The organism is Olivibacter sp. EAT-5, from assembly GCF_044784325.1.
Taxonomy (GTDB): domain Bacteria; phylum Bacteroidota; class Bacteroidia; order Sphingobacteriales; family Sphingobacteriaceae; genus Olivibacter; species Olivibacter oleidegradans.
This window is the reverse complement of sequence record NZ_CP173028.1, coordinates 6,292,881-6,305,419: the sequence shown is the minus strand read 5'-3', so window position 1 is coordinate 6,305,419 and position 12,539 is coordinate 6,292,881. Positions and strand designations below refer to the sequence as shown.

The window sequence follows — 12,539 nt, the reverse complement described above, 5'->3', positions numbered from 1 at the left end:
TTGGAAATGTGGCAGGGTTTGGCTTTGAGAGGTAGTGTTTTGCTATTTGTGATGGATAACTGAAATGAAGATGTGTAAAGAATTAAGTATCGGAATATAAATTTTCGTAAAACTATTTTGTGGTTTAAATAATTTATCGTAATATTGCGATGAAATTAGATGTAAGATGGGCTTAACAAAAACAGAAATATTTACAGAACAGCAAAACAGCTTAGCAACCTCTTTAAAGGCATTGGCTCATCCTGCCCGTATAGCTATCCTGCAATACATCATTAAACAGAATGCTTGCATTTGTAATGACTTAGTTGAGGAATTAGGGTTGGCACAGGCTACGATTTCACAACATTTAAAAGAGCTTAAAAACATTGGTGTCATTAAAGGCAATATAGAGGGAACAAGTGTGTGCTATTGTATTGATGAAAATGTTTGGCAGCAGATTAAAAAGGAAATCAATAATTTCTTTATAAATAATGTAGGAGTTGATAAATGCTGTTAAGCATTTTTTTTGAATATGTTAATCGTAATAAAGCAATATAACAATTAAATAAAAAACAATGAAACTATCAAACATCAAAGAAATCTTACCAACATTAGATAATGTTGAATTTCAGTTAGAGAATGGAACATTTGTTCCCGAACATTTTCACGTTACAGAAATAGGCGTAATTACAAAACACTTTATTGATTGTGGCGGAACAATTAGAAACGAAAAAGTTGTCAATTTCCAATTATGGAATGCAAACAACTTTGAACACCGATTAAAGCCCACCAAACTATTAAACATCATCAAACTATCCGAAGAAAAATTAGGTATTGAGGATGCCGAAATAGAAGTAGAATATCAAAGCGAAACAGTTGGCAAATACGATTTGGATTTTAACGGAAACCAATTTGTTCTGAAGAACAAACAAACCGCTTGTCTGGCAAGTGATGCCTGTGGTATTCCTGCCGAAAAACAGAAAGTAAAATTATCAGAGCTGAACAATGCCTGTTGTACACCAAATTCGGGATGTTGCTAAACACTAAAAAGAAAATACGATGTATCAAAAACTAATCGAAACCATTAGCAACAAAATAGACGTTCACAGCATCAGCGAAGAACGCAAAGCCATATTACAGCCGTTGATGGATTTTGTACAGCAAAAAGTAAACAACAGGCAGGATGTGAATATCAATTTCATTTGTACCCACAATTCCCGAAGAAGCCATTTATCACAGGTTTGGGCACAGGTAGCATCAGCACATTTTAATATCCCCAATGTACACTGTTATTCGGGTGGTACGGAAGAAACGGCACTGTTCCCGAAAGTCGCAGAAACATTGACCAATAAGGGATTTAAGATTTTCAAAATTGCAGACAATAATAATCCTGTATATGCTATAAAATACAGCGATAATGCTTTGCCTGTTATCGGCTTTTCAAAAAAATACGATAGCCCTTTCAATCCTGTATCAGCATTCGTAGCCATTATGACCTGTTCACAGGCAGATGGTGGCTGTCCTTTTATTGCAGGTGCAGAAAAAAGAATACCTATCACATTTGAAGACCCTAAAATATCGGACAATACACCGGAGCAATCAAAGGTATATGCAGAGAGAAGTTTGCAGATAGCAACCGAAATGTTTTATGTCTTTTCAAAAATCAGTTAATAACCAATGCAACCAAAACTAAAATTTCTTGACCGTTACCTAACCTTATGGATATTCCTTGCAATGGCAGCAGGTATAGGATTGGGACATTTCTTTCCGGGTATCTCAAAAATTACGGACAGCCTATCCGCAGGCACTACAAATATTCCTTTGGCAATAGGTCTGATACTGATGATGTACCCGCCATTGGCGAAAGTGGATTATTCATTATTGCCCCAAGCGTTTAAGGATAAAAATGTAATTGGCATATCCTTATTGCTCAATTGGGTTATCGGTACAGTGTTGATGTTCGGATTAGCCGTTTTGTTTTTACGCAACGAACCCGATTATATGGCAGGCTTGATACTGATAGGTTTGGCAAGATGTATCGCAATGGTAATCGTATGGAGTGATTTAGCAAAAGCCAATAGAGAATATACAGCGATGTTAGTTGCGTTAAACAGTATCTTTCAGGTACTTTCTTACAGCTTCTTAGTTTGGTTATTCATCAACGTATTACCAAGCAAATTAGGCTTAGCCAATTTCAATGTAAGCGTATCAATGAAAGATGTAACAGAAAGCGTATTGATATATTTAGGCATTCCTTTCTTGTCAGGTTTCATAAGCCGTTACGCATTGGTAAAATCAAAAGGCATAGAATGGTACAATAGGAAATTTGTCCCTGCTATTTCGCCTATTACTTTATATGCTTTGTTATTTACTATCGTGCTGATGTTTAGCTTAAAAGGCGATAAAATAGTAGAGTTACCAATGGATGTGGTAAAAGTTGCCATACCGTTAGTAATCTATTTTGTACTGATGTTTTTCGTGAGCTTCTTTATCAATAAATCTTTAAACGTTCCTTACGACAAAAATGCCTCAATAGCCTTTACAGCCACAGGAAACAATTTTGAATTGGCAATAGCCGTAGCAATAGCGGTTTTTGGTATTCAATCTCCACAGGCGTTTGTAGGCGTTATAGGACCGTTGGTAGAAGTTCCTGTACTGATATTATTAGTAAGAGCAAGTTTATGGCTAAAGAAGAAATACTATTAAAGCTAATTTTAGAACGTTAAGGTATTTTAAGTGTCAAAATAGAAAGAAGCCCTCCGGATTTCAGAGGTTTTTATTTATTGTGTGTTTAATATTTGGAGCATCCTGCCGACTTCAATATCCATCCGTGAAAAGGCAAACCATTTTTTGCCCAGGTCTTTGAGCGATGCCCCGATATGGTAAAGTTCTGTTTGGTCTATTATCATAAATCGGTCGTGGGCATCGGAGAAAGTCTTAACCTCAATCGGGGCATATTGGCTGTTGTACCGTTGTACATCCAGCCGTAACTGATTGCTGATAGTTTTGGTATAGATTGTCGCCGTTACATTGTCTTTACGCTTTCCCAACAAAGTAAGTACCGTATCATCCACGTAGTTATCCAGCAGGATAATGGAGCTGCTGGCACTTCGTACAATATCCGACACAAAGGCGTAGGCATCGAAAACCTGACCGTTGTAAAAGATGCCTTTTTCGCTGTGGAGCTTGTCGCTTTCCAAAGCCTTAAAGATTTGCTCAATTTTTTGGTCGGCTTGTAATTGCTTCAATTCGATATTGTCCAAACGATGAAACAGTGAGGCGTTGCTGATAAGCATACGCCGCATTTCTACAAAAGCATCCATAATCTCAATACTGACTTTTACGGCAACATCCGAACGAAGCACCGCAGACAGCATCGCAATTCCCTGTTCGCAAAAAACGTAGGGCAGGTAACGTCTTCCGCCTCGCCCTACGTTTGAGGTTCCAATTTGGAACCTCAAAAAATCGCTTTCCTCATCAGTCAGTTGGAAACAGAACTTTTCGGGAAACCTGTCTAAATTCCGTTTTACCGCTTTGTTCAGTATTTTAGTTTCTACTTCATAAAGTGTGGCAAGGTTGCTGTCCAGCATTACCTGTTTACCACGAATGGTATAAATCAGGTTCCTGATTTCTTTGGGTATGATAGTTGGCTTATTTTCCATTACTTCTTGTAGCTTTTGTTTTTGGCAAATTCAAAAGAGGTTTTGTAATCTTTATCTAATACGATGTAAGCATCAAACTTTTTTCCTGCTTTGCTTTTCATTCCTTTGATAAGATTGGTTTTTCCTTTATTCACAAGGCTTTCAATATCAGCTACGCTGATTTGCACTTCACACACATTGCGGAACTGTACCCAATTACAATTTTCATCAGGGCATTTGACAATCTTATCACGGATAATGAGTTGCTGGTTTTTGCATTTCGGGCAAACCAATTTCGGCAGATTGTTTTGAGCAATGGAAGTTTGCAGCAGTTCATCAGTAATGGATTTCGCAAAAGTTTCCATTTCTTTTTGGAATGCACCTGCATCCGCTTCGCTGTTTTCGATTTTCTGCAATGCTAATTCCCATTCGGCGGTCATTGCCACATCAGCAATTTTTTGGTCTTTAACCAATTCGTACACCTGCAATCCTTTTTCGGTAGGTATCAAAGATTTCTTTTCCCTTTGGATATAGTTACGGGTAAATAGGGTTTCAATAATCGCTGCTCTTGTGGCAGGCGTACCGATGCCGATATTTTGCAGGGCTTTCCTTTCCTCTTCATTTTCGATTTCTTTCCCTGCGGTTTCCATAGCCGACAAAAGCCCCGCTTCGGTATAAAGCAGGGGCGGTTTGGTTTTCTTTTCGAGAACGGTAGCCTCTTTTACTTTGAGTTCATCGCCCTTTTTCAATTCGGGCAAATCCTGTATGGGTTCGGCATAGTCTTCCGAAAAATTACCTTTAATCATACGCCAGCCAGCTTCCAAAATTTTACAGCCTTTTGCCGTAAATTCATAGTGTATTGCCTGTAAGGAAACAACGGTTATTTCTTTGATACAGGCTTGCGAAATGGCTTCGAGCAATCGAAAGGCAATCATATCATACAGCGCATTTTCGTCCGCACTCAATACGGACGGGATTTTATCTGTAATCAATAATCCGTGGTGGTCGGTAACACGCAAATCGTTTACGATACGTTTATTGAAACGCCCCCATTTTATTTTGGATAAAGAAACTTTGCAGGTTTCCCTGTTTTGTAATGCCCTTACGAGGTTAGGAATTTCAGCCCACATATCTTCAGGAATGTATTTGCTTCCCGTACGTGGATAGGTAATAAACTTCTTTTCGTAAAGGCTTTGGGCAATATTCAGCGTTTTTTCGGCAGAGAGGTTCAGCTTTTTGTTGGCTTCCTTTTGCAAGCCTGTGAGGTCAAAAAGCAGGGGCGGTTGCTCGGTTACATTTTTACTTTCTACGGAGGTAACAGTTACAGTATTGCCGTTCCTTTCAATAGAACTTAATGTATCATCTGCCAACTTTTTATCCTGCCATTTGGTTGTGGAAATGCTTTTAAAATCAATTTGCTCTTTGTTGTGCAAGAGCTGTATCTGCCAGTATTTCTGAACGGAGAAATTTTTGTTGTCGAGGTAGCGTTTACAAATCAAAGCCAATGTAGGTGTTTGCACCCTGCCGAGCGAATAAATGCCGTTGCCTGCGGCTATGCTCAATGCCTGTGTAGCATTGATGCCTACGAGCCAATCGGCACGGCTTCTGCCTTGTGCTGCCTGATACAAGCCGTCAAATTCCTTTCCGTCTTTCAGACTGGCAAAGCATTGTTTAATGGCTTTTTCTGTAAGCGAGCTTATCCATAATCGTTGGAAAGGTTTGTTGCATTTGAGGTGGCTGTAAATGTACCGAAAGATGAGTTCGCCCTCCCGACCAGCATCCGTTGCCACAATAAGGCTTTCACTTTGGTTAAACAGCTTTTCAATAACTTTTAGTTGTTTCAGTGCGCCTGCATCGGTTTGATAGCCTTTGTCCTTTTTCACTTTTCGGACGGTCAGCATAAAAGGGTTTGGAAGTATCGGCAAAGATGCCTTGTCAAACCCTGAAATACCGTAATCTTCGGGCATTCCCAATCCTATCAGATGTCCGAATGCCCACGTAACAAAATAGCCGTTACCCGTAAGGTAGCCGTCCTTTTTATCGTATGCACCCACAAATCCGGCTATTTCCCTTGCTACGCTTGGTTTTTCTGCGATTATTGTTTTCATATTGATTTACACTTTTCTGCCTTTAGATTTTGCAGGGGCTTTGGGTTTGTTCTGTTGATCCTGCTGTTTTTCATTTTTTGGTCTTTGTTGTCCCGATTTCAAAGGCTCGTTGACATTTTTGGTCGCTTCGTTGGTTTTGCCCTCCGAATTGACGGCAGTCTGCGTTTTGTGGCTTTCGGCAGTTTCTACCCGTGCTTTATACTGACCAGGAAACTCAAAATTGGTTTTTCCGGTATCTTTATCAAAAGTGATATAACCCTTATATGGCTGGTCTTTTTTATCTTTCAGTTCAACATAAATAGTTTGTCCAGCTTTGAACTTGTTGTACTGCTCATCATCAAGTTCCTTACCTCTAAAGGTTTTAGGCGCTTCCTGCGGTTGGCTTTGTTCACTGCTTTGCTGATTGTTCTGTTGGTTCGTTTGCGCCTGCTGATTGTTGTTGGTTCTGTCAAACAGGAACTCAACATATCTTTTGTCCGCATTGAACTGAACATTGGCACTAAACTCATCACCCTTTTTAGAAATCATCCCCTCCAAATAAAGCGGCTTGCCATCCAATAAGGTTTGCTTTTGCTCATCGTTCAATTTCACGCCCTTAATCTCATCGGGGATTTTGATAAATTCTGTCTTTAGGGCTATCAGCTCATTGGTCAGCCTGTCCACACTGATGATGGACGGCATCAGTTCTCCTGTTTTGGAATTTACCAAATTTACCACACGCCCCATATTGCCTGTTTCGAGCAGGTTTTTCTTGTCCTCATCGGTAAATTTGTGTCCGAAAAACTCAAAGTTCAAGTTTGGCTCTTTCCTGATGCCGTGTATCGCTGCCACAACTGTTCCGTCCGGTGCGTTCTGTAAGGATAAGCGGGCATCCGTGCGTACAATAGCACCGCCGAGATTTACGCTTACAGGTACAAGGTCATTGGTTTTATAACCTCTTAGCAATGGGTCTAAAAGGTTCAATTTTTCGAGGCGTTCTTTACCTATTCCCAGATTGTTCATTGTTTCCCAATCAATCTGCTCCGGTTTAAAGCGATATTCGCTGTTGTCCGTAGTTGTCAGTGTTGTTGCCATATCATTTTTATTTTCTTGTTTTTGTTCATTTTGTTCATTTTGCGGTTCGGCTTTTACCTCGTTCTTTTTCATTTCTTTTGCACCTTCGGGCGTAGGATTATCTATCTGCTTTTGCATTTCCTGTGCCTTGTCTAAGGCTTCATCAGCCGATACTTTGAAGAATGAAAAATTGGTGGGATTTTTTATCTGCCTCCAAAAATTGGAGAAGAAGTTGGAGAACAAATCGCCGTGCTTGTCCACACGCATAAACTGGCTTTCATTTTCCTTTGTGGGGTCGGAAGTCTTTAAGTTGCCGTTTTCATCAATGCCAGTAACAGCCTGGATTTTGTTCTTTTGCTTATCCAATACCAGCAATATATCCGATAGCTGTTCGGGGATTACTTGTTTATTTTCTGTTTCTTCGCTCATAATTTGAATATTTTAAAGTTCAAATACCGAATGTATAGGTAGCGTTCGCTCGCTTGCCCGATGTGGCAGTCAAAGGCAGTGTTTGTCATCCATTGGCGTTCAGTTTGGGCAGAGGCGGATTAAAACTTTCCCTGATGAACTGATGCACGTCTGATAGTTTGTAATACAGCTTTCCGCTTATCGTGTAATACGGCAACTTGCCGATGGAGCGGTAGCGTTGCAGGGAACGATTGCTGATTTTCAGCATTTGCAGTAAATCCTGATTGTCGAGCAATTCCTCTCCGTCAATGCTGTTACGCTTCTTTTGTAAGCTGTCTATATTGTCGCCCAGCATATCGAGGCGTTCCATTAAGCGTTCCATCCACGCCAAAAATTCCATTCTGTCAATATTCATAGAAATATGCTTTTGAGGGTTCAACCTATTTTTTATCTGCCTTTAGCTTCCTGCCTTTTTCGATATAGCTTTTTCCCTTAGCCATAAGCTCTTGTACAAATTCATCGCTGCTTTGTATGGCATTGGCATTGAGCAGATCCTTGATTGCTCCAATCGTATAGAAGTATTGCCCGTAGAGTTTTGAATAAGCTATTTCGCCTTTGGTACGCATACGCCACAAAGTCTTTTCGCTAATGTGCAGGTATTGGCATACCTCGTGGTTGTTCAGCCACAGGTCATCGTAGCCTGTATCATTCAGCCTTTTGAGATAATCGGCAATCGTATTGATACGGCTGTTAAGCTGTTGCCACGCTTCTTCTTCGATAGTGATTATTTTCATTGCATTGCTATTAATGTTCACAATGCAAAATTGCTAAGGGTGGGAGAGTTTGTCTGCCAATGTCTGCCAATTGGTTTGGCGGTTTTTTGAAAATTTTTGCAATTGCATAAAACCATTATTCAGTAAGGGTTTTGAGGCTTTTGAATTATTTATTACAGCATTTTGCTCCAATTTGCCAATGGGCAGAGATGGGCAAAAAAAAGTAGTACACGGAAATGTACTGCTTTGAAAAAATGGCTTTTGATAGTCAAAGGTCTTTATCCATATATTCTTCCAATGAAATTTTGAGTTGGTCTAAAAACGCTGTTCGGGAGCCAGCACGGGTTTTCATTCTGTGGAAAGCGTGGTGTATATCGTTTACAGGAGTTCGAAACAGGATTTGGAAAATCAAAGCCAGTTTTCGTATGCCTATATTTCCATTAGAAACAGAACTGGAAGCATACAGGGCATATATCAGTTCGATAAGTGCGTTTTGTGAATTTGTCCACGAAATGTCCTTACTGATTTCCTCATTCAGATTTAATAGAACCAGGTCTGGGTTTTCTTCGGGATTTATTTTGTTTAGTAAATAAGTATAGAGTAGTTCATTGGCAATAATATGGGCTATTTTGTTATCGTAATAAGTGGAAAAACTAAGGTCTATTTCAAAAACTCCGCTATTCAAACCATCGTGGTAATTAATTTTCCCGAGCATAAAGTAGCTGTGGTCACGGTCAGTTCTTCCAGCACGGTAATACCTGTAAAAATAAGTGTTGCAAATACTCTCTTTATATTCTGATTTGAGAGATTTTAACTCATTCTCGACAAAGCTCTGATATATTTCTCCTATATTGACAGGGCACGTTGTTTCGATGCGGAAAACTTTGTTATAGTAAATGAGCTTTCCTAAGATTTGTGGTTTGATGTTTTTGAAAAAGTCAATTTCCTGTCCTTCATTTTTAAATCCGTCTTTTAACACTTTGCCTTTTACATTTTGCATCATCTCATTTAGGAATAAGGTCATTTGGTATGCCTCTTCCGCAGTTGGCGTTAGTTCGGAGGTCAGTTTATTTTCCTGATGCCTGATTTGCGATAATATTTTACTCAACAGAATTTCCATAGCACAATCGTTTTATAATTATCACTATCTTTCTTGGAATACATCTATTATTGATAACCCAAAATTTGGAAAATATAATGAGTTAAATATCACAGGTTCCCCACAGTGGGGGGATTTTTTTGATAATTTTTGTATGGGAGGGGTGCAATAAAGGGTAAAGTACATTGTTGCTTTACCCTTTATTTTTCTATATTTGCAATATTGATTTACAAGGTAATCAGATGAAAGCGAGTGCAGTAAGCACCATTACTAAATCATTACCGATTGGATTTTCCACTCTTGTAAACTACTCTTTATTAGCCACTTTGGGCTTAATTAATCTTTTTCATTAAAAAGCCAAATTTCACGAAGGAGCTTAAGCAAGAAATAACGAGAAGGACTGATGCCAACGTATTAGAAAGCTTCGATAATCTTCGATATAATAAGCCGGCTCCGATTTCAACTCCAATTGATGAAATTTTAACTGATGTAAGCCAAAATAAGTACCTGATAAGACCAAGTTACCAAAGAGAGGAAAAAATAACATTATTGAAAGCTTCCTCGATTATTGAGAGCATTTTACTGGGTATTGCACTACCTCCCATATTTATTTTTAAGCGTCTTGATGGGGTTAAAGAAGTTATCGATGGCCAACAAAGATTATTATCTATACTAGGTTTTTTAGGTAAGGCATATCGCAGCGAAAAAAACGAGCTAATGTTTTCAAAACATAATAACTATAAATTAAAGGGTTTGGAAATACTATCCGGATTAAATGGTACAAGCTATCAAAAACTTTCAGAGGATTTTAGTGAAAAACTACTTGATTTTGCAATAGATGTAATCATCATAGAAGAGGCTCTGAATAAAGACTTCGAGCCGACAGACCTTTTCATAAGATTAAATAATAAACCATATCCGATTAAATCTAATTCGTTCGAAATGTGGAATTCTACAATTGATACGAAAGTCATTCAAACAATTAAGACAGTGACAAACAAACATATTGAATGGTTTTTCATTAAAGAAACAGACATTGATCCCGAGGAAAGAAATGATAGGATGGAAAACGAAGAATTTGTGACTATTCTAGCGTATTTAATTTACAATAGCCTATATGATAGTTATGACAAAATTATTGGTTTCTTTAAGAAATCTGATGCATTATCCTGCAGATTAGTTTATAAAACGGGCTTAACAGATTTTCTTGGTAGATTAGAACAAGAGGAAAAAGAGAAGGAAGTATTTTTAAATTGTATAATACTTACGGAAAAGATTATCACAAACCTTGGCATGGCCTTAGGTCAAGATAGGCCTACAAAGGAGAATTTAAATACGTTTTTAAATGTTTCAAACAAGCCGACATATAGAAGGTCACTCCAAGATTTTTATATCATATGGATCTATTTGATCAGTTTCTCTCAACCTCATCTTATAACTGAGGACAAGCTGGGAACAATGATAGAACTGTTAAAGTACTTCAGAAATACCAAAGGCGACAAAGTCGATGATAAATTTGTAGAGAATTTTCATAAAAAATTAAAATCGTTTTACCCAAGCGAGAATGTAAACTGAATCTTAACGCTAGAAGAATTCTATCTGACATTAAGGTGATTTATAGATTGTAAACGCAAAATGGTTTGCTATGATAAGCTCTCAATTCGATAATTGCGGTTTTGAAGCAAAATTTCTCGAAAATTAAATAGGATGATACAAACGTAAATGGTTGGTTTTTTCGGAAATATACGTAAACATTGTTATTCGAATATTATTGGCTTTGCTTGCCGAGGTGGGCGTTTGCCTACATTTGAACAAAAAGCGTATTATTGTAACAGTTAATCCGGGTTGATCGAACAGGATTCAACGTGACTTTTCCGATAAATTATATTAGACAAATGCCCGGACTGAAATACCTATTTGTAATTGCAATTGATGAGTATGAAGACGATTATTATCCGAATCTGCATAATGCGAAGATTGATGCGGGCCGGCTTATAAAAATCCTAACCAAAGCTTACGGATTTAAATTGGTGTGCGCTCCGATATTTGACAAAAGGGCATCCAGGGCAAATATTATCGAAGCGGTTAACAGCCTGATTGCCTCAACCAACCGGGAGGATAGCCTGCTGATCTATTTCGCTGGCCATGGAGAATTGCATCAACAGACGGGCGGCGGCTATTGGGTGCCTCATGAGGCAACTCAAAGGGTCAGCAGCTGGGTTTCGAACTCTACCTTGATGGAGCTTGTTGGTGCCATCACCGCTAGGCATATCCTGATAATTTCAGATTCCTGTTTCTCTGGAACTTTATGTGAAATGTATCGAGGAGCGGAAGAACGTCATTACACGAAAATTGAGCAAATGCGTTCGCGTTGGGTGTTATCTTCCGGACGGATCGAAAAGGTTTCTGATGGACAGGCTGGTGCTGGAAGTCCCTTTGCTAATGCCCTAATAGGTTTTCTAGAAAAGAACGATAACAGAACGTTTTCCTTTTCGGAAATGGCAGCGCAGGTACTTAAAGTGACTGGAATTTCAGCAAATCAGCAGCCAATGTTCGGGGCTCTGAACAAGTGGGGGCATGAGGGTGGTCAGATCGTATTCAGAAGGGATGACGAGCATAGTGTGACACAGAAGGAGGATGATGAATTGTTGAAGGTAGTGGTTCCCTACCGTGTGGCGTTGGATCTGAAAAAAGTGGGTGTAAAAACGAAATCCATCTTTGGCTATTACGGTGATCCTAGCAGTCCCATGGTAAAGGCTTTTTGTGGAAGCGAACGTTTTCTTTGCTGGGCCTACACTTATGATGAGCTTGCAGCGCTCATACCTCATGAAATTGAGGTTGATGAAAACACTTATCTGGCTACTGACCAAGGCTATGACAGGCTCGACTCGCAGGATATAGAAGCGAGGTATCTTCATGCAGAAGTCACCTTTCAAAAGACATTTGTTATCGACACACCTTATATGGCGATCTGTCGATGTGATGGCAGAATGGTGGCCTTTAGCATCACAGAGGATGGAAAGTATCGCAATCTCATTCGTTGGGGGATAAACCACGCCGATACTGCAGGTCAGATGCTTCTCGCTTTGTTTGAAGAGAAGAAAGTAGATGTCTCGAACTAGGTAAGGAGCGATTGCTGATCTATTTGTACAGGCCTTCCAACACGGCAATAGCTTCGAGATTCTCTATCCGATTGCGTTACCTCTTTCAGATAAGTGCGCGGCGCAGTCTGAACTGCCTTTCCATAAACCTTTGCTGCGAGAAAATAAAACTAATTATTGGCACTTGTGCAATACTTTTTCCGCTAGTTGTATTGCCTAATCAGGGCGAGCGAGACTAATCCGCGGAGAACAGTATTGTAGCAATCCTTTTAAGTAGAGTAACTTCCGCGCCGTTCATACCTTTGCTTGACTCGCACTCCTCAAGCTCTGCTTTTTTAAAGGAGCAATAGGTTCTTCGTCATCATAGTAAGAACAGA

The 12,539-nt window shown here is 39.2% G+C and carries 12 protein-coding genes; 6 read left to right on the top strand and 6 right to left on the bottom strand.

The window, feature by feature from the left end; translation table 11 throughout:
- Positions 1 to 166: 166 nt before the first annotated feature.
- Genes ACH11B_RS26580 through arsB form a run of 4 tightly spaced genes read left to right on the top strand, consistent with a single transcriptional unit; the run spans position 167 to position 2,685 of the window.
- Positions 167 to 496: a helix-turn-helix transcriptional regulator gene (locus ACH11B_RS26580; RefSeq protein ID WP_003012655.1), complete on the top strand. Its 330-nt coding sequence runs from the start codon at positions 167 to 169 to the stop codon at positions 494 to 496.
- Positions 497 to 554: 58 nt separating this feature from the next.
- On the top strand, positions 555 to 1,019 hold the full coding sequence (locus ACH11B_RS26575; RefSeq protein ID WP_003012652.1) for a DUF6428 family protein: 465 nt from the start codon (positions 555 to 557) through the stop codon (positions 1,017 to 1,019).
- 19 nt (positions 1,020 to 1,038) lie between these two features.
- A complete protein-coding gene (locus tag ACH11B_RS26570; RefSeq protein WP_003012649.1) occupies positions 1,039 to 1,650 on the top strand; it encodes a low molecular weight phosphatase family protein in 612 nt (203 codons plus the stop codon).
- 6 nt (positions 1,651 to 1,656) lie between these two features.
- A complete protein-coding gene (arsB, locus tag ACH11B_RS26565; RefSeq protein WP_377611326.1) occupies positions 1,657 to 2,685 on the top strand; it encodes an ACR3 family arsenite efflux transporter in 1,029 nt (342 codons plus the stop codon).
- Positions 2,686 to 2,759: 74 nt separating this feature from the next.
- Here the strand turns inward: arsB and ACH11B_RS26560 are convergent, their stop codons facing one another.
- From ACH11B_RS26560 to ACH11B_RS26535, 6 genes are all read right to left on the bottom strand, one after another.
- Positions 2,760 to 3,641 carry an ORF6N domain-containing protein gene (locus tag ACH11B_RS26560; protein WP_003012645.1) on the bottom strand — a complete coding sequence of 294 codons (882 nt, stop codon included), beginning with the start codon at positions 3,639 to 3,641 and terminating at the stop codon, positions 2,760 to 2,762.
- Positions 3,641 to 5,728, bottom strand: coding sequence for a type IA DNA topoisomerase (locus ACH11B_RS26555; protein ID WP_003012643.1), 2,088 nt, complete (start codon positions 5,726 to 5,728; stop codon positions 3,641 to 3,643). The genes ACH11B_RS26560 and ACH11B_RS26555 overlap by 1 nt, the downstream gene beginning before the upstream one ends.
- A 6-nt stretch (positions 5,729 to 5,734) precedes the next feature.
- Positions 5,735 to 7,210 (bottom strand): DUF3945 domain-containing protein, encoded by a 1,476-nt coding sequence (locus ACH11B_RS26550; protein ID WP_003012642.1) that lies wholly within the window; start codon positions 7,208 to 7,210, stop codon positions 5,735 to 5,737.
- A gap of 85 nt (positions 7,211 to 7,295) precedes the next feature.
- Positions 7,296 to 7,604 (bottom strand): helix-turn-helix domain-containing protein, encoded by a 309-nt coding sequence (locus ACH11B_RS26545; protein WP_002996071.1) that lies wholly within the window; start codon positions 7,602 to 7,604, stop codon positions 7,296 to 7,298.
- A 25-nt stretch (positions 7,605 to 7,629) separates the two neighbouring features.
- Positions 7,630 to 7,983, bottom strand: coding sequence for a helix-turn-helix domain-containing protein (locus ACH11B_RS26540; protein ID WP_003012640.1), 354 nt, complete (start codon positions 7,981 to 7,983; stop codon positions 7,630 to 7,632).
- A 247-nt stretch (positions 7,984 to 8,230) separates the two neighbouring features.
- On the bottom strand, positions 8,231 to 9,082 hold the full coding sequence (locus tag ACH11B_RS26535; protein WP_003012636.1) for an RteC domain-containing protein: 852 nt from the start codon (positions 9,080 to 9,082) through the stop codon (positions 8,231 to 8,233).
- 318 nt (positions 9,083 to 9,400) lie between these two features.
- On the opposite strand from ACH11B_RS26535, the gene ACH11B_RS26530 reads away from it, so the two are divergent.
- Together ACH11B_RS26530 and ACH11B_RS26525 are read left to right on the top strand one after the other, a co-directional pair.
- Positions 9,401 to 10,636, top strand: a complete 1,236-nt coding sequence (locus ACH11B_RS26530) for a DUF262 domain-containing protein (RefSeq protein ID WP_377611593.1) — start codon at positions 9,401 to 9,403, stop codon at positions 10,634 to 10,636.
- Positions 10,637 to 10,956: 320 nt separating this feature from the next.
- Entirely contained in the window at positions 10,957 to 12,183 is a 1,227-nt protein-coding gene (locus ACH11B_RS26525; protein WP_377611321.1) for a caspase domain-containing protein, read from the top strand.
- Positions 12,184 to 12,539: the final 356 nt, after the last annotated feature.

Excerpts from the sequence above, each read along its gene's own strand:
- ACH11B_RS26580 (WP_003012655.1), top strand. The coding sequence starts at position 167 with ATGGGCTTAACAAAAACAGAAATATTTACAGAACAGCAAAACAGCTTA.
- ACH11B_RS26575 (WP_003012652.1), top strand. The coding sequence starts at position 555 with ATGAAACTATCAAACATCAAAGAAATCTTACCAACATTAGATAATGTT.
- ACH11B_RS26570 (WP_003012649.1), top strand. The coding sequence starts at position 1,039 with ATGTATCAAAAACTAATCGAAACCATTAGCAACAAAATAGACGTTCAC.
- arsB (WP_377611326.1), top strand. The coding sequence starts at position 1,657 with ATGCAACCAAAACTAAAATTTCTTGACCGTTACCTAACCTTATGGATA.
- ACH11B_RS26560 (WP_003012645.1), bottom strand. The coding sequence starts at position 3,641 with ATGGAAAATAAGCCAACTATCATACCCAAAGAAATCAGGAACCTGATT.
- ACH11B_RS26555 (WP_003012643.1), bottom strand. The coding sequence starts at position 5,728 with ATGAAAACAATAATCGCAGAAAAACCAAGCGTAGCAAGGGAAATAGCC.
- ACH11B_RS26550 (WP_003012642.1), bottom strand. The coding sequence starts at position 7,210 with ATGAGCGAAGAAACAGAAAATAAACAAGTAATCCCCGAACAGCTATCG.
- ACH11B_RS26545 (WP_002996071.1), bottom strand. The coding sequence starts at position 7,604 with ATGAATATTGACAGAATGGAATTTTTGGCGTGGATGGAACGCTTAATG.
- ACH11B_RS26540 (WP_003012640.1), bottom strand. The coding sequence starts at position 7,983 with ATGAAAATAATCACTATCGAAGAAGAAGCGTGGCAACAGCTTAACAGC.
- ACH11B_RS26535 (WP_003012636.1), bottom strand. The coding sequence starts at position 9,082 with ATGGAAATTCTGTTGAGTAAAATATTATCGCAAATCAGGCATCAGGAA.
- ACH11B_RS26525 (WP_377611321.1), top strand. The coding sequence starts at position 10,957 with ATGCCCGGACTGAAATACCTATTTGTAATTGCAATTGATGAGTATGAA.